The sequence below is a fragment of the Cytobacillus gottheilii genome (assembly GCF_900166665.1).
Lineage (GTDB): Bacteria > Bacillota > Bacilli > Bacillales > Cytobacillaceae > Cytobacillus > Cytobacillus gottheilii_A.
Genome location: NZ_LT800494.1, coordinates 24,322 through 41,412 on the forward strand (window position 1 = coordinate 24,322; position 17,091 = coordinate 41,412).

The window sequence follows — 17,091 nt, forward strand, 5'->3', positions numbered from 1 at the left end:
AGAAGTCCTAGAATGATAAGCAATCTTATCATTTTTCTTCCAGCTCTAAACAGCTTATGGATTAGTTTCTAAGCTGCTCGGATTTTCTTGCACTGGTTCTATTATATTGATTCCTTTAGAAAGGAATCTTTTATTCGTTTCCAGTTTCTGCTCCCGCATTTTCTTCTTTTAAAATGCTATAAAGCTCTTGTGCTTCTTCCTTCCGGGTTGTTTCCTGCAGACCATCAATTCTGACCGTTACAAGCTTTTGACCAAAACGAATCGATAGTACATCGCCAACTTTTACATTAGAGCTTGCTTTGGCTTGTATTCCATTTATTGAAATTCTCCCTTGATCGGAAACCTCTTTTGCTAATGTTCTCCTTTTAATCAGACGGGAAACTTTTAAAAATTTATCTAATCTCATATGCAAACGCTCCATCACTTATATTTTAGTTTTATAATCCAGATTTTTTGGCCTCGTCCCAATATTGATCCAGTTCTTCAAGCTGGAAGTCTGCAAACTCTTTACCTGTCTCCTTTACCCTGTCTTCTATATAATTAAAACGCCGGATAAATTTTTCATTGGTCTCATGGATTGCTTGTTCTGGGTTAATGCCTAAAAATCTTGCAATGTTTACAAAAGCAAATAAAATATCGCCAAACTCTAATTTCATTTTTTCACTGCTTAATGCTTTTTCTGCCTCAAACTCACGGACTTCTTCCTTTACCTTTGCCCATGCAGCATCCGCTTCATCCCAATCAAATCCAACAGAAGCAGCCTTTTTCTGCAGCTCCTCTGCTCTCATTAGTCCAGGGAAAGAGCGAGGAACAGAATCTAGAAGAGATGTTTTGTCTACCTTGCCTGCCTTCTCTTCCTTTTTGATTTCCTGCCAATTCTTAACGACTTCTTCTGCATCCTCCGCTTGTGCATCACCAAAGACATGCGGATGTCTTCTAACCATCTTTTCTGATATGCCTTCTATGACATCTTTAATAGAGAAGAAGCCTTCATCTTCCCCAATTTGGGCATGAAGCATAATTTGCAGCAGCAGATCACCAAGCTCTTCAATCATATTATCAATATCATCATTGTCGATCGCGTCGATCAATTCATATGCTTCTTCAATTACATATTTTCTTAACGATTCATGCGTTTGCTTCCGATCCCAAGGACAGCCATCCGGTCCGCGTAAAATGGCAATGATGTCTTTCAACTTAGCAAAATCTTTATAAAGAATGGTTTCATCCTGAACAGGCGGAACATATAAAGAAGTCAAATTGTTCAGCTCTACCTCACGATCAAGTTCAACCAATTCTGCTTTTTTGATGTATTCCTGATCGCTTCCCGCAGCTGTCACTATAAAAACAGGATAATCATGCGGCAGCATTTCCATTAACTCCAGCTTAACGTTTGAAGCAACAAACTGGTCGTATACTTGTCCTATAATGATATGCTGGCGCAGCTGTGCTTCCTCAACCGAAAAGTCAGTACCGTCAAGAAGCTGAAACCCTTCAATGGGATCAATTCGCAGCGCTTGAAACAGAGCATCTAAAAAGCTCTGCCCACCGCCAATTTCTAATTGGATTCCATGTTGTTCTGCCCGTTCGATCAGAAGCTGTACCGTTCTTTCGGCAACGAGCGGATGACCAGGCACTGCATATGTAACCTCTTCACCTTGAGCGGCATTTAAGAGCACCTGCGTAATTTCTTCATACACAGCCTCAAAGGTTTCATTTTTATCATACACCTCATCAAATGAATGGAAGTCAGCACCTTCATTCATTAGCTCCTGCACAACGGGATGGTCCTTTGTCCGCAAATAAAGATTTTGAGTGTTTTTTATCGTTTTATAGACTCCCAAGGGAAGCTGATTCAAATCCCCTGCACCAAGTCCAATTACCTTAATTCTTTTCATTTTTCGTCATCCTCATTTTATTTTTGGGAAGCAGCAGCAAAAGCTTACTGCCTAAAGGAAGCATGTACAGTTCCTCCTCAGTAAAGACACGGCTTCTCAGCACGACTATTAAATAAATAAATCCGCCTAAAATAACAGCACTTATAGCCTGAAAACTTGATGCCATTCTTTCATAGCCAACCCCATAAAAGAAATCGGTAAGCAGTAAATACCCTTTTAGAACAATATACATACAAACCGCTCCCTTTAAAATGGGAGTGATAAATTCCAACTGAACAATTTTAATATGCAATTGAAATTTTAACTTAACCACTAGTGCCATTACAATAAAGAACAAGGCAATGCACGACGCTATTGCTGCGCCGTTTACCCCTGCAAGAGGCACCAACAGTATGTTTAATCCATATTTTATAATAAAGCCGCCTAAAATGACAAAAGCAGGATATAAGGTGAATCCTAAACCTTGTAATACGGCTGATGATGTCATAATGATCGAGCTTAAGAAAATCAGTATACTTAAAATCTGCAGCACATTAGAGCCCGCAGCATTTTCAAATAGCATGGTATTCGTTGGTTTTATAATGGATATTAGCCCAACCATCGCTCCTGCTCCAGCAAAAATGGCAACACGAAAGGCCAGCTGGAGCTTCTCTTTTAAAAATTGCTGATCGTTCTTCAGCTTCGCCTTGGTAATCAAAGGGACCAGCGAAAGTGATAATGAAGTAGCAACAACAGTTCCTAACTGAATAATAGGCTGTCCTCTGTCATAAATCCCCTTTAACTGCTTTGCCTCTTCACTGCCAAAGCCTGATGTAATGAGCAATGAATAGAGATTAAATGAGTCTGCCAGCTGAATAAAGACGAGCAGCAGGCTGCTTACACAAATAGCAAATCCTTGAACAATGAGTTCCTTTGCTATTTTGACAGATGAAGTTAACTCAAGCCGCTTTCCCCATAAAGTCTTTTTCAAATTTGCATTCCTTTTAGCAAAAAAAATGCTCAACAGAACAATCGCCATTAGTCCACCTGCCAAAGAACCTAAAAATGCCGAACTCCCTATGTTATAAAGTGATTCGTTCTGTCTCACTAACAAAATGGCAAGTGCTAATATAGTCAAAACCCGTACAAGCTGTTCCCCAATTTGAGAAATCGCTGTTGGGACCATATCATTTCTTCCTTGAAAATAGCCTCTAAGCAAAGAAATCGGCGGAAGCAAAAGAAATACAAATGAGACCGCTCGAATGGGATCTGCCAAATGCGGATCCTTCATCCTTTCAGCAAGATAATCGGCTCCGCCATACAATAAAGTAAAGCCGCCAATGCTTACGAATAATAAAATTATCGATGACACAGCTAGTACATGGCGGGCTCCATGCCATTTATTTAGACTAATTTGTTCTGCATACAGCTTAGAAATAACAACAGGAAATCCATAAGTAGCTAATGCAAGCACAATCCCATAGAAAGGGTAGACTTGCTGATAAATATAAAAACCAACATCTCCTACAATATTTTGAAAAGGCACCCGATACACAGCACTCAATATTTTCGTAATCACTGCCGCTGCTGTCAAAACAAGCGCCCCTCTAATAAACTCACCTGAACGACCCACCCGCTCCATCGCCCAACCCCTCTCAAAAACAACTTTAAACATTATAGCATACTAAGAAATGTGGAGGCGGCTTGCTCAGCCCCGACAAGCATAAGGCGAGACGGCTGGAAGGTTGTTCTTTAACCTTCTAGATGGATCGACTTATGACCTCGAGGGGCTAGCCGCCGGAACTGGACAACTTGAAATGTGGAAGGCGCTTGCCCAGGGGCGACAAGCATAAGGCAAAACAGCCAGAAGGTTGTTCTTTAACCTATAGGGCAACATGGCTTATGACCTCGAGCCCCTAGCGCCTGGAGCTGGACAACTTGAAATGTGGAGGCGGCTTGCCCAGCATCGACAAGCATAAGGCGAGCTGGCTGAGTTTTATAAATGCCTAAAAGATACCGGCTGACGACCAAAAGTGCGGAATTTAGCTCTACTCCATATACCAATTAACAGAAAAGGCAACACAGCAAGTCTTTTTTTATCTTAAATCGTTTAAAGAAGGCGGTTATCCGCCGTCCAGAAATTATATCCGCCAAAAAAGTGAAGATATCCGCCGTTATGTTCGATATATCCGCCAAAAACGTCCATATATCCGCCAAACCCCAACTAACTACCACCATAAAGACTCCGCCGCCGTCCTCTTCCATACAAAAAAATACAGAAAAAAAACAGGCAGCCCATGCCGCCTGTTTCTTATGATTCCATTTGTCTTGCGAGGAAGCCAGCTGCTGTTTCAACTGCTTTTTTCTCCACTTCGCCTACAGTATCCTCTTTTGCAAAGATAACAACTGCACCAATTGGATCACCATTCGCTACGATTGGTCCAATCGTATAAGAAGCAACTGATTCTGTGTTTCCATCAACAATTGAAATGTCACCGGATTGTGTGACAAGGACGGAACTTCTGTCCTCAAGCGTCTTTTCAATCAGATCACTAATGTTTTTGTTTAAGTAATCTTTCTTGGAACCGCCGGCTACTGCGATATAAGTATCACGGTCACAGATTAAAATGGCATTTCCGAGGCTGTCATATAGTGCCTCTGCATATTCCTTCGCAAAATCGCTTAATTCGCTGATTGGCGAATATTTCTTTAAAATGACCTCGCCATCTCGGTCTACAAAAATTTCAAGTGGGTCCCCTTCTCGTATGCGCAAAGTTCTGCGGATTTCTTTCGGAATGACAACACGACCCAAATCATCGATACGACGAACTATACCAGTTGCTTTCATCCAACGTTGCCTCACTTTCATCTGATGATTTTTTTGAACAGCGGAAGCACTTAACCTTTCCTCAAGCAAAAAATGGATGTATAAGGGATTTGCAGTCTTAATACTTGCAGGAAGGTTTGATATGTAGAGCTGCACCTTCATGGTCTATTCCATGAACACGCCAACACCAATATATCGGGCACTTCTGCCATTCTAATACGGCAATGCTTCAAAATCACAATTGGGAGAAAATGAATCCATCACCATGTTTGAACTTAGTATCTTTCATATGGAAAGTTCTATACACGTGCATATAGGTTTTCTTTATGCTGTTTTAAATTCCATAAACGGATAAACATTCCAATAGATGATTTATTGTGAAATTACCCCTACTTTGCGCAATTAAACATTTCATATATTTCAATTTATTTACAAAATTCTTATAGCTCATCCTGAAAGGTTTCAATAAGATTCAGAAATGCTGATTTAACCACTATAAAAGGGAGCTCCTGAAATATACTGGTCTATGCTTTAGCCGGTTTTTCCTTCTTTTTTGCGTCCTGAAGGCCTTGAATGAATTCATACAATGTCTCAAGCCATTTGCTTGCCTCGATCCCTTTAATATGGAATACAGCTTTTAGCTTTTGACCTTCCATACCTAGTCCGATCATTCTGCCGTATTTACTCGACAGCTGAAATACCTTTTGTCCATCGATTTGAGCGCTTGCCTGCTCAGAAAATAACAATAAAATCTCCTGTTTCGACTGCTTAATGATTTCAATACCTGAGAGTTCGCCAAATACCTTCATCTCTGCAATCGTAAATAAGTAGGAAACTTCCTGCGGATAATCGCCAAAACGGTCAACAATTTCTTCTTGAAGCTCTTCAACATCCTCAAGAGCAGAAATTCCTCTAAACCGTTTGTACATTTCAATTTTTTGATGACCGTCTGCAATATAGGCATCCGGAATATAGGCATCAAGCTCAAGATCAATTTCCATTCTTGCCTTTTTCTCTTCGGTACCCATCATTACATCTTTTCGTTCCTCAATCGCCTCTTTCAGCATTTGAGAGTACAAGTCAAAACCAACTGAATCAATAAACCCATGCTGCTCTGCTCCCAGAAGATTCCCTGCACCTCGAATCGTCAAGTCTCTCATCGCAATCTTGAAGCCAGATCCTAACTCCGTGAACTCTTTAATGGCTTGCAATCTCTTTTCTGCCACTTCTGTTAATACTTTGTCTTTTCTATACGTAAAGTAAGCATACGCTACCCGATTTGAGCGTCCTACACGACCTCTTAACTGGTAGAGCTGCGAAAGCCCCATTCTGTCTGCATCATGAACAATCAGTGTATTAACATTAGGAATGTCTACACCTGTTTCAATAATGGTCGTGCTGACAAGCACATCATATTCACCCTCGAGAAAACCAATCATCACCGATTCAAGTTCATTCTCAGTCATTTTCCCGTGTGCATATGTGACTCTGGCATCAGGAACAAGCATAGAGATTTCCTCTGCCTTCCTTTCAATATCCTCAACACGGTTATATAGAAAGTACACCTGTCCATCACGAGCCAGCTCTCGTTCAATTGCTTCTCGCACTAGTGCTCCATTATATTCCATTACATAAGTTTGCACTGGAAACCGATTTTCAGGCGGTGTTTCAATAACAGACAAATCACGAACCCCAAGCATGGACATATGTAAAGTCCTTGGAATTGGCGTAGCTGTGAGTGTTAAAACATCAACATTGGTTTTCAGCTGCTTAATCTTTTCCTTATGCGTAACACCAAAGCGCTGTTCCTCATCAATGACAAGCAAACCTAAGTCACGATACTCAATATCCTTTGAGAGGATACGATGCGTTCCAACAACCACATCAATCGTTCCTGCTTTTAAGCCTTTTAATGTTTCTGTTTGCTGCTTCTTTGATCGGAAACGGCTTAATAGACCGATTTCAATTGGATAATCCTGAAAACGCTCACGCATTGTCTCAAAATGCTGCTGTGCCAAAATCGTCGTTGGCACTAGGAAAGCCACTTGTTTTCCATCTGCTATAGCTTTAAAAATAGCACGGATAGCAACTTCCGTTTTGCCATATCCAACATCTCCGCACAGAAGACGATCCATCGGACGTTCCCTTTCCATATCTTTTTTAATTTCATGGATAGAACGAATCTGATCCTCTGTCTCCTGGTATTGGAAAGCAGCCTCAAAATCACGCTGCATCTCTCCATCCGGGCTGAAGGCATATCCTTTCGATGACTCCCGTTCTGCGTACAATTTAATTAAATCATCCGCTATGTCCTCGACTGAGGATTGAACCTTTTTCTTTACTCGCTTCCAGTCATTTCCGCCAAGTTTATAAATTTTCGGTTCTTTCGATTCGGAGGCAACGTATTTCTGAACAAGATCAATTTGTTCAACAGGCACATATAGCTTATCACTGCCTTGATAGCGAATATGAAGGTAATCTTTGTGCACCCCATTAATTTCTAGTGTCTCAATGCCAATGTATTTACCAATTCCGTGATTGACATGAACAACATAATCACCAATTTTAAGTTCAGAATAGCTTTTAATACGCTCTGCATTGGAAAGCTTTTGTTTTCGTGCCTTTTTCTTCACTTTTTTATTAAATAATTCTTCCTCTGTTATAACAGCCAGCCGCTGTGAGCTTAGCTCAAAGCCAGTCTGCAAGCCGCCTGGAAGGATTTGAACTCTTCCTTGAAGAACTGCTTGATCGGCACTAATCTTAACAGCATCAATTTCATAATCCTCGAGCACCTTTTGAAGTTTATTGACTCTCTCATCGTCAGATGCTAAAAATACAACAGAATAGTTATTCTTCTCCCAGCGTTCTAACTCGCCTTTGAGCACATTCATTTGTCCATGAAAATTCTGCATTTGCTTACAAGTCATATTCACAATATTTTGCGGACTTGTATTTGGGACATGCCGAAGAAACAAGGACATATAAGTGATGGAATGGTTCGTTCTGGCAGTAAGCTCCTTTAGTGTGAAGGCAACTTTTACATCATGGATCATTTTCCCTTCACCAAGCATGCTTGTATACCATTCTGCTTCTTCCTTTTCAAGTGAATCATTCATTTCCTGCACTCTGCTGATTTCATCTATAAAAACAAGACCTGAATCTGGTAAATAATCTATTAAACTACTTCCTGATTCATAAGCAAGGGAGGTATATTTAAAGAGCTGCTCAGGCTTATGGCCTGTTCTCAGCTGTTCAAGCTCATATCCAATATTCTGTGATAATAATGTCTTATCTTTCTCATTTTTAAGCTTTTTTAAGCTTTTTCCCAAGTTTAATTCAATTTGCTTAATCAGTCTGTCATAATGTGCCTGTTCCAGCGGTATTTCGGTTGCCGGGCCAATTAATGTCTGCTGCAGTTTATTTTTCGATCTTTGATCTTCTAATGAAAAGGTTCTAATAGAATCAATTTCTGTATCAAATAGCTCTATTCGTATAGGATCATTTTCAGTTAATGGATAAATATCAATAATTCCGCCTCTGACGCTGAATTCCCCTGGAGCTGAAACCATATCAACACGAACATAGCCCATTTGAATAAAAAGATTCAGTTGCTCTTCCAGCAGGTCATCTCCTACAGACAGTGTCATCTGGTACTCTTTCCAAAGGTCTGATGGCGGAAGCACCTTTCTAACTCCTGCCATTGGAGCAATAACAATTCCTGTTTTCTGCTGGATTAAATAATTTAGCGCCTCTATTCTTTGCGCCTTAAGCTCTGGGCTTGCGATGCTAATCTCTGCAGCAATCAATTCGTTGGCTGGATAAAGAAGTACTTCTTCTTCTCCTATTAAACTGACGATATCATCATATAATTTTTGCGCCTGTAATAAATTATGGGTCACAATGAGTACAGGCTGTTTCGTCTGTTCATAAACTGACGATATGAACAGCGCCCGCGCAGAACCAGATAAGCCAGCGATCAGTTGCTCTTTTAACCCTTCTTGAATACCAGACAAGATGCTTACTACATCATCCTGCTGGCCAAATATTCGCTTTAGCCCTAACATACAGAAAAGTCCTCCTATATAAAGTCCGATGCTTCACAACAACCCTGTGACGCGATGAAGTATATTGTTTCATTGTATACATAGCATTAGGTATTTCCTATTTATAAACTATTAAAAAATACTATAAATGCAAATAGAAAAATGCTTTGGACAAACGGCCCAAAGCGTTAATGAATCAGAAAATCCTGCTGGTGGTAATCGGGATTGCGTTCTAAAGATTCCTGGCAGTCCTCACAAATTGCCTTTACCTGCAGATCCCCAGAGGCATCGTACATTAGCATATCCTGACGCTCTGCATCATTTAGTTTATGAAATCCAAGCTGTTCTGTCTGAACAGACATTGAATCAATAGATCCAAGCTTTACTCCGCAATGGCGGCAATGATAATGAATGGCCATTAAAACCCCTCCTATCCTGTACATATCCCTATTATGGACGTACGGAAAGGAAGTTATTCAATCGATTCGAAGGCTCCCATTTAGCAAAAGGTGATGATGTATTAATCTAGCTTATTAATTTGATCTGCTAAATATGAGAACTAAGATTGGTTAAACTTGTTCATCACTTGTAAGAATGGCTCTGTAATGGCCGATTCACATGCGTCTACACATTTCTCGATTACGGTCTGCATTTCCTGCTGTTCGTCAGAAGAAAATTTTCCGAGTACATAATCAGGAACCTTCATACCTGCTGGAGGACGGTCAATCCCTACCCGTATTCTATTAAATTGCACCGTTCCCAGATGAGCAATCGTTGATTTAATTCCATTATGTCCGCCGGCGCTTCCTTTTTGCCGAAGACGAATTTTTCCGACAGGCAAATCAAGGTCGTCATATATTACGGTTAATTCTTCATCTTCAATTCCATAGTAATCCATAAGCGGGCGAATGGATTCACCAGATAAATTCATATATGTAAGCGGCTTTAGTAAGAATACTTTTTCTCCATTACAATGGCCTATTCCATAAATACCTTTAAACTTTGCTTGATCTAATGTAATGCCTAGCTTCACAGCCAGGGAATCAATCACTTCAAAGCCGATATTATGTCTTGTTTGTTCATATGGTTTGCCTGGATTTCCGAGGCCAACAAATAATTTCACGTCACTTCACCTGCTTTATATTCTAATGACGGCAGATGGCAGCGTCAGACGGCTTGTTAGAAGCTGCATATCAGCTGTAATAGCTAATTTACCTTGTCAAAGAGAAAAGCAAAAGCTGGCCTAACATCGTAATGCAGCCAGCTCTTGGCAAGTATAAAAGGGTTTCTTTTTTACTCGCTTTCCGTCTCTCTTCCTTCTTCTTGTTCAGGCGTGCCTTCCTCCTGCTGTTCTCCGCTGTTTATTTCCTCTTCCTGTTTAGGAGGAAGAATAGAAGCAACCACTTCTTCAGCATCGTGGTTAAGCGTATAGGAACGGCTTGTCTTAAGATCAGCAACCGTTATCGTTTCATTTACTTGAAGCTCCGCTACATCTACATCAACTGAAGAAGGTATTTCATTTGGCGTAGCTGTTACGGAAACTTCATGCAGTGATTGCTGCATGACACCGCCGTCTTTCACACCTTGTGCATCGCCGACCAAATTGACCCGCACCTCTGCCGTTATTTCCTTCGACATATCCACTGCTAGAAAATCAATATGCACAATATTATTGCGCAATGCATTTGTTTGATATTCCGTTAACATGACGTCATGTTTCTTGCCGTCAACATCTAATGAAAATACACCATTGCGGCCTACTTCCTTAATGGTTTTCACAAAATCAGACTCACTCAGATAAATAGGTGTACTCTCTAGCTTTTGTCCGTAGACAACTGCTGGGATATTCCCTTCATGCCTAATTTTAGTTAGAGATGAATGACGAAATTCATTTCGTTTTTTTGCTTCTAATACTACTGCCATAGTGATCCCCTTCCTCCTGTTTAATAAGTGGCTTCTATATAAAAAATGCCCTAAAAAGAGGAAGTCTAAACGTTTTAGTTTATAAGACCAGCATAGCGGGAAGCAGAGAAGTATTACCCTATAAGCTTAGAGCCGCAGTTTTCCTGCAATACAGGCAGACCTGCTTTTAATTAGCAGGCCTGATTATATATTAATCAAACAATACACTTACGGATTGTTCTTCATGTACACGGATAATCGCTTCACCAATTAATGATGCTACTGATAGCTCGACAACTTTCCCTGATTTCTTTTCTTCTTGCAGTGCAATTGAATTGGTGACAACAAGCTCTTTAATCTTGCTGTTTTCAATTCTTTCAATTGCAGGTCCTGATAAAACCGGATGACTGCAGCAAGCATATACTTCAGATGCTCCATTTTCCACTAGTGCATTAGCAGCTAACGTGATGGTACCTGCTGTATCAATAATATCGTCAATTAGGATTGCAATTTTGCCGTCAATATTTCCAACAATGTTCATAACCTCAGCAACATTTGGCTTTGGACGGCGTTTATCAATAATGGCAATCGGCGCTTTTAACTGATCAGCCATTTTGCGTGCGCGGGTCACACCTCCGTGGTCTGGAGAAACAATAACCACATCCCCTTGCAGATCTTTGTTCTTAAAGTATTCCGCTAGAATTGGCACACCCATTAGATGGTCAATCGGAATATCGAAGAATCCTTGAATTTGCGGAGCGTGAAGATCCAGTGTAATGACACGAGTTGCACCTGCTGTTTCAAGCAGATTAGCCACAAGCTTTGCTGTAATTGGCTCACGAGCTCTTGCTTTACGGTCTTGGCGTGCATAGCCATAATAAGGCATAACAATATTAATTGTTTTAGCAGAAGCACGTTTTAATGCATCAATCATAATAAGAAGCTCCATTAAATGCTCGTTAACAGGAGCGCTTGTTGATTGGATCACATACACGTCACAGCCGCGAATACTTTCTTCGATGTTGATCTGAATTTCTCCATCACTAAAATGGGTTACAGAGCATTTTCCTAGTTCAACGCCAATAAATTTGGCAATTTCCTCGGCTAATGCTTTATTTGAATTTAAACTGAATACCTTCAAATTTGGATCTAAGTACTGATTCGACATGCCTGTGCCTCCGTGTTTTTTATTTCTTGATATCTAGCTTTTGTACATAATTCTCTTTATTTACTTGGCGAGCTCGCGCGATAGAAAGCGCCTCTCCTGGAACATCCTCAGTAATGGTTGAACCAGCTGCAACATATGCGCCTTCTCCAATTGTTACGGGTGCGACTAAGTTTGAATTGCAGCCAATAAACACACCATTCTCAATTTTGGTTAAGAACTTATTTTTCCCATCGTAATTTACTGTAATCGCTCCGCAGCCGATATTTACATCCTGCCCGACCTCTGCATCACCAATATAGCTTAAATGCGAGACCTTGCTGCCTTTTTCAATTACTGATTTTTTTATTTCAACAAAGTTGCCGATTTTCACCTCATCATGAACATTTGATTGCGGGCGGATATGTGCAAATGGTCCAATCTGGACATCTGTACCGATCTCGCTGTTGAAAGCCGCTGATTGGCGAATAACCGTTCTATCGCCAATTTCACAATTTTCTATATGGGTGTTAGGACCAATCGTACAATCTGAGCCGATTTTCGTTACTCCGCTTATCGTCGTTCCAGGATATATTACCGTATCAGCTCCGATCTCAACATCTGCTCCAATATAAGTAGCAGCCGGATCGATGATGCTAACACCTGCGCGCATATGGTATTCATTAATACGTTTTTTCATAAACAGTTCGGCTTGAGCCAATGCTACACGATCGTTAACACCTAAAGTCTCTTCAAAATCATCTGTTCCAAAGGCAGTTACAATTTCACCCTCTGTTTTTAATATCTCAATGACATCAGGCAAATAATACTCTCCTTGTACATTATCATTTTTGACTTTCTTTAAGGCTGTAAACAGTGCTTCATTATCGAAACAATACGTGCCTGTATTGATTTCATTTAATTGCAATTCTTCTTCAGAGGCATCTTTGTGCTCTACGATCTTCTCCACATGACCTTTTGCGTTACGCACAATACGGCCATATCCCGCTGGATTCTCCGCAAATGCAGTTAGTACTGTTGCTTTTGCATTTGTTTTTTCGTGATGAGCAAAAATCGCTTCCATCGTTTCCGCTTTAATTAGAGGCGTATCTCCGCAAACAACAACTGTGACACCCTCTTTATTTTCCAGATGATCTGCTGCTTGCATAACAGCATGAGCTGTACCGAGCTGCTCTTCCTGCAGGGCATATACACTTTTAGCGCCTAATTGTGCTTTTACTTTTTCCGCTCCATGCCCAGTAATCGTAACAATATCTTTGATATCAAGCTTCGCAACTTGATCAACAACATGCTGAACCATCGGTTTTCCACACACAGGATGCAGGACTTTATATAATTTTGATTTCATTCTTGTCCCTTGGCCTGCGGCTAAAATGACCGCGTATCGATTAGACATTTAATAGCCTCCAATTTCACCTTTTTATCCATTAAGAATATATCTTAAATAGAGGCTGATTTCAAGGAATCTCGTGTAAGTAGTTATATTTTACAGGATATTTTTCACTTACCTCACAAGATATAATCAGACCGAAATAATAGATGCATGCTAACCATCCTTATTTGTCTGCTAATGTTAAGAAGGAATTATACTAAAATATAGCTGCTATTTAATTATACTACGAAAAGTCTGTTTGGAATCTTGAACAATATAACAACTTTTCCTGCTCAGATAGGTTTAACAAGGGTTAACAGAGGGTATAAAATGGAAGTGGTATTTCAAAGAGGTACATTTTATAAATAAAAAAGAGCCCTACTTAACACAGCAGGCTCTTGTTGGAATCTCTTTCTAGGAAGCTCCAGCTTCTTCAAACTCTACTTCTAACTCACCTAAACGGTGGTATTCTGCTAAGACCGCTTCTTGGATTTTACCGCGGGTTCCGGAATTAATAGGGTGAGCAATGTCCCTGAACTCTCCATCCGGAGTGCGTTTACTTGGCATTGCAACGAATAAGCCGTTATTCCCGTCAATCACCCGAATGTCATGAACAACAAATTCATGGTCCAGTGTAATAGAGGCAATCGCTCTCATCCGTCCATCCGTATTTACACGGCGTAATCTTACGTCAGTTACTTCCACTATGTTCACCACCTTTTCCAGTAGATAAAATCCTATTTATTAACATTCAACATCATTTGGCATATTTCCTCCTTTTATAGAAAAAATTTTTTGAATAATTAGGCCTTAATATGGAATTAGACAGAAATACATGTCAAAAAGTCCCGAAAAAGATTCATCAACGGCTGTTTCTGCAAACTTTTAAGATTTATAAGAATGAAAAAGCACCCGTTTAAAGCCGGGTGCTTTTTCATTCTGCTATTTTCACAAACTTTGTTGTTTTACTTAAACATATAGATATTTCCACTTCAAAGAACTTACTTTTCCGGCAAGGAGAATCTGAGTCTCCTCGTCCCGCAGGAGTCTTGCGCTCTTTCGTTTCAATCAAAATATCCTTTAAAAAGTGTTATTCAAAACAATAATCACTCAGAAAAGAGTATTTACATAATCCTATTTATTTTATTTAACCAATGCAACAACTTCAATTTCTACTAAGCTATCTTTTGGCAGGCGCGCTACCTCAACACAAGAGCGTGCGGGTTTATGCGTATGGAAATACTCGCCGTATACTTCGTTAATACTAGCGAAATCATCCATATTTTTAATAAAAACAGTTGCCTTGACAACCGTTTCAAGTGAAGCACCTGCCTCTTTAAGAACAGCCTGCAGGTTTATAAACACTTGATGAGTCTGTACTTTTACATCTCCCTCTGCCATCACTCCGTCAGCTTTTAACGGAATTTGTCCAGAGCTGTAGAACAGATTATTTACGGTTATCCCCTGTGAGTATGGTCCAATTGCGGCTGGTGCTTCATTTGTCTGAATGATTTTCATGAATGTCCCTCCACTAGTTTATTCGTAAAGTAGTTGCCATGCGACACATTGATTTTCTTTTCTTTCACATCAACATCTGAGAGTTTGACTAAAGATAAATAATCATCCACCAGTCGTTCTTCAGCTTTTTCTGCCTCTACTAAAACAGCAATGCCGACAAGCTCTGCATTAAACTCCTCCAGCATACTAATCATCCCGTTAACCGTGCCGCCCGCTTTCATGAAATCATCAACAACAAGGACTCTCGAACCTTGTTCAAGACTTCTTTTCGACAGAACCATTGTCTGGATTCTTTTCGCGGAGCCTGACACATAATTAATACTAACGGTAGAGCCTTCCGTTACCTTGCTGTCTCGTCTCACAATCACAACAGGTACATTTAAATAATTCGCAACCGCATAAGCTAATGCTATTCCTTTTGTAGCCACAGTCATAACTACATCTATTTCTTTATCTGCAAATGCCGAAGCAAATAAGCGACCTACCTGCTTTACAAGCATAGGATCACCTAATATATCTGTCATATAAAGATAACCGCCTGGAAGCAGTCTATTTGGACTGGCGATTAACTCACAAATCTGATCGATAATTGGGCGTGCATCCTCTTCCGTCACTCTCACCTGATATTTCACTCCGCCCGCTGCACCTGGTACAGTTTGCAGTGTGCCAATCCCTCTATGTTCGAAGGTTTCTTTAATGATAGCTAAATCTTCACTAATGGAAGATTTAGCCGATCCATATCTTTCTGAGAAGTAGGTTAAGGATACCAGTTGCTGCGGATGCTCTAATAAATAGTTCGTCATATCTATTAAACGTTCACTTCTACGAAACTTCATCATTGGCCCTCCCGTTAAATCCGAATATTTTAACAGTAATATACCATTAATATACGGATCTAATCAAGCGTATGTCGTTCCCCAAGCATTCTGACTGCAAATACCTGGTCACAGAAACCGCGTAGTCCATTATAAACACGGTGCATGCGCGAGTCATGATGGGCAAGTCCAAATACTGTAGGACCGCTCCCGCTCATTAGGACCGCATCTGCTCCGAAGCGTTTCATCTGATCTTTGATCTGAGCGACCTCAGGATGCATTTTTAATGTCACAGTTTCTAGTACATTCTCAAGATGGTCACACACCATTTCATAGTCATCATTCTCAATTGCTTTAATCATCTCTGAGGTTTGCGGGTGTTTTACTCCGGCCAAATCAAGTTTACGATATACATCAGCCGTTGATACCCCTATAAATGGTTTAGCAAGAATAACCCAGCATGTCGGAGGTGCATCGAGCTGCCGGATCATTTCTCCTCTTCCTGTAGCTAAAGCAGTTCCTCCATATACACAAAAAGATACATCTGATCCTATCTCAGCGCCAAGCACAGCCAGTTCATCCAAACTTAATCCTAGATCCCACAGCTTGTTTAAACCTCTTAATGCCGCAGCTGCATCACTGCTTCCGCCTGCCAGCCCTGCTGCAACCGGAATCATTTTTTCAATTGTAATAGCAGCACCCTGCTTTACATGAAATCGTTCCTTTAGCAGCATGGCTGCCTGATAAGCTAAATTCCTATGATCGTCTGGAACAAAACGATTATGTGATATGATTCGAATTTCGTCTTTATCCAATCGTGTTATTTCAAGCCGGTCGGCTAAATCAATGGTTGTCATAATCATTTCTACTTCGTGATAGCCATCATCACGCTTATGTAGTACATCCAATGATAAATTAATCTTCGCCGGGGCCTTCACCAAAAGCTTCAAAATCTCCACCTACTTTATATAATGAATCCGCAAATGCCGTTTGCGGATATAAATCCTTATCGGTCCTGCTGCATACTCTTTTTCAAGTAAATCAGCATCTCCATTTTTTGTCCTATTTTACCACAAAACGAATATCGTAAGACCTGTGAATCCATATTATTAAAAATTATTATGCATTTTTACTCCAGCAACTAATTAATTTAGCTTACTAGAGTTCTCTATCTGCTTTATTTTTTCGGGATAAATACCCGTTTATTTTAAATTAAGCCGGAGCAGAAGCCCCGGCTGTAATCGCAGTGCTATTATGATGTGATCATGTGTGAGTGAAGTTTGGAATTGTCTAGCGTTTGTCTTGAAGATTTTGCTGGGCGATCTCTATGGCTCTTTTCACCATATTACCGGCATCAACAGCCTTGATGCCGCCCCAGCCTTCTTTTTGAACCGTATCATAAAAACCGAGTTCCTTTGCGATTTCTTCTTTCAGCCGGTACGACATGATTCCTCGTCTTCTAGCCACTGACAACCTCTCCTTTTTCACACTGCGATAGTATTAGTATGAAACACTGATCGGTTTTCATAAGAGGCTATTTTCTCCATTATACATTTTTATAAAAAGACAAAG

General features: G+C 40.3%; 15 protein-coding genes. All 15 read right to left on the minus strand.

The window, feature by feature from the left end:
* Positions 1–130: 130 nt before the first annotated feature.
* The 15 genes from B7E07_RS00465 to B7E07_RS00535 all read right to left on the minus strand — a co-directional run bounded on the left by B7E07_RS00465 (position 131) and on the right by B7E07_RS00535 (position 16,986).
* Positions 131–406, minus strand: a complete 276-nt coding sequence (locus tag B7E07_RS00465; RefSeq protein WP_080843562.1) for an RNA-binding S4 domain-containing protein — start codon at positions 404–406, stop codon at positions 131–133.
* Between the two features lie 31 nt (positions 407–437).
* Entirely contained in the window at positions 438–1,898 is a 1,461-nt protein-coding gene (mazG, locus tag B7E07_RS00470) for a bifunctional methyltransferase/pyrophosphohydrolase YabN (RefSeq protein ID WP_080843561.1), read from the minus strand.
* Positions 1,885–3,519, minus strand: coding sequence for a putative polysaccharide biosynthesis protein (locus B7E07_RS00475; RefSeq protein WP_080843560.1), 1,635 nt, complete (start codon positions 3,517–3,519; stop codon positions 1,885–1,887). Before B7E07_RS00475 ends, mazG begins: the two co-directional genes overlap by 14 nt.
* Before the next feature lie 669 nt (positions 3,520–4,188).
* Positions 4,189–4,725 (minus strand): stage V sporulation protein T, encoded by a 537-nt coding sequence (gene spoVT / locus B7E07_RS00480; protein ID WP_080843590.1) that lies wholly within the window; start codon positions 4,723–4,725, stop codon positions 4,189–4,191.
* Positions 4,726–5,228: 503 nt separating this feature from the next.
* Complete coding sequence (gene mfd / locus B7E07_RS00485; RefSeq protein ID WP_080843559.1) at positions 5,229–8,768, minus strand: transcription-repair coupling factor; 3,540 nt, start codon at positions 8,766–8,768, stop codon at positions 5,229–5,231.
* Between the two features lie 167 nt (positions 8,769–8,935).
* Positions 8,936–9,166, minus strand: coding sequence for an anti-sigma-F factor Fin family protein (locus B7E07_RS00490; protein ID WP_080843558.1), 231 nt, complete (start codon positions 9,164–9,166; stop codon positions 8,936–8,938).
* 140 nt (positions 9,167–9,306) lie between these two features.
* Positions 9,307–9,870 (minus strand): aminoacyl-tRNA hydrolase, encoded by a 564-nt coding sequence (pth, locus tag B7E07_RS00495; RefSeq protein WP_080843557.1) that lies wholly within the window; start codon positions 9,868–9,870, stop codon positions 9,307–9,309.
* Positions 9,871–10,040: 170 nt separating this feature from the next.
* On the minus strand, positions 10,041–10,670 hold the full coding sequence (locus B7E07_RS00500; protein ID WP_080843555.1) for a 50S ribosomal protein L25/general stress protein Ctc: 630 nt from the start codon (positions 10,668–10,670) through the stop codon (positions 10,041–10,043).
* A gap of 190 nt (positions 10,671–10,860) precedes the next feature.
* Complete coding sequence (locus B7E07_RS00505) at positions 10,861–11,817, minus strand: ribose-phosphate diphosphokinase (RefSeq protein WP_080843553.1); 957 nt, start codon at positions 11,815–11,817, stop codon at positions 10,861–10,863.
* A 19-nt stretch (positions 11,818–11,836) separates the two neighbouring features.
* Positions 11,837–13,210 (minus strand): bifunctional UDP-N-acetylglucosamine diphosphorylase/glucosamine-1-phosphate N-acetyltransferase GlmU, encoded by a 1,374-nt coding sequence (gene glmU / locus B7E07_RS00510; protein ID WP_080843552.1) that lies wholly within the window; start codon positions 13,208–13,210, stop codon positions 11,837–11,839.
* A 390-nt stretch (positions 13,211–13,600) separates the two neighbouring features.
* Positions 13,601–13,891, minus strand: coding sequence for a septation regulator SpoVG (gene spoVG, locus B7E07_RS00515; RefSeq protein ID WP_009336662.1), 291 nt, complete (start codon positions 13,889–13,891; stop codon positions 13,601–13,603).
* 438 nt (positions 13,892–14,329) lie between these two features.
* On the minus strand, positions 14,330–14,704 hold the full coding sequence (locus B7E07_RS00520) for a RidA family protein (RefSeq protein ID WP_080843551.1): 375 nt from the start codon (positions 14,702–14,704) through the stop codon (positions 14,330–14,332).
* Positions 14,701–15,540, minus strand: coding sequence for a pur operon repressor (purR, locus tag B7E07_RS00525; protein ID WP_080843550.1), 840 nt, complete (start codon positions 15,538–15,540; stop codon positions 14,701–14,703). The genes B7E07_RS00520 and purR overlap by 4 nt, the downstream gene beginning before the upstream one ends.
* Positions 15,541–15,599: 59 nt before the next feature.
* Entirely contained in the window at positions 15,600–16,469 is an 870-nt protein-coding gene (gene ispE, locus B7E07_RS00530; protein WP_080843549.1) for a 4-(cytidine 5'-diphospho)-2-C-methyl-D-erythritol kinase, read from the minus strand.
* A 340-nt stretch (positions 16,470–16,809) separates the two neighbouring features.
* Positions 16,810–16,986, minus strand: coding sequence for a small, acid-soluble spore protein, alpha/beta type (locus tag B7E07_RS00535; protein ID WP_080843548.1), 177 nt, complete (start codon positions 16,984–16,986; stop codon positions 16,810–16,812).
* Between the last annotated feature and the right edge of the window lie 105 nt (positions 16,987–17,091).

Bases quoted from the DNA above. Each gene is read 5' to 3' on its own strand.
- B7E07_RS00505 (WP_080843553.1), bottom strand. From the start codon at position 11,817: ATGTCGAATCAGTACTTAGATCCAAATTTGAAGGTATTCAGTTTAAAT.
- mazG (WP_080843561.1), bottom strand. From the start codon at position 1,898: ATGAAAAGAATTAAGGTAATTGGACTTGGTGCAGGGGATTTGAATCAG.
- B7E07_RS00475 (WP_080843560.1), bottom strand. From the start codon at position 3,519: ATGGAGCGGGTGGGTCGTTCAGGTGAGTTTATTAGAGGGGCGCTTGTT.
- B7E07_RS00500 (WP_080843555.1), bottom strand. From the start codon at position 10,670: ATGGCAGTAGTATTAGAAGCAAAAAAACGAAATGAATTTCGTCATTCA.
- B7E07_RS00490 (WP_080843558.1), bottom strand. From the start codon at position 9,166: ATGGCCATTCATTATCATTGCCGCCATTGCGGAGTAAAGCTTGGATCT.
- purR (WP_080843550.1), bottom strand. From the start codon at position 15,540: ATGAAGTTTCGTAGAAGTGAACGTTTAATAGATATGACGAACTATTTA.
- glmU (WP_080843552.1), bottom strand. From the start codon at position 13,210: ATGTCTAATCGATACGCGGTCATTTTAGCCGCAGGCCAAGGGACAAGA.
- B7E07_RS00465 (WP_080843562.1), bottom strand. From the start codon at position 406: ATGAGATTAGATAAATTTTTAAAAGTTTCCCGTCTGATTAAAAGGAGA.
- mfd (WP_080843559.1), bottom strand. From the start codon at position 8,768: ATGTTAGGGCTAAAGCGAATATTTGGCCAGCAGGATGATGTAGTAAGC.
- B7E07_RS00520 (WP_080843551.1), bottom strand. From the start codon at position 14,704: ATGAAAATCATTCAGACAAATGAAGCACCAGCCGCAATTGGACCATAC.
- spoVT (WP_080843590.1), bottom strand. From the start codon at position 4,725: ATGAAAGCAACTGGTATAGTTCGTCGTATCGATGATTTGGGTCGTGTT.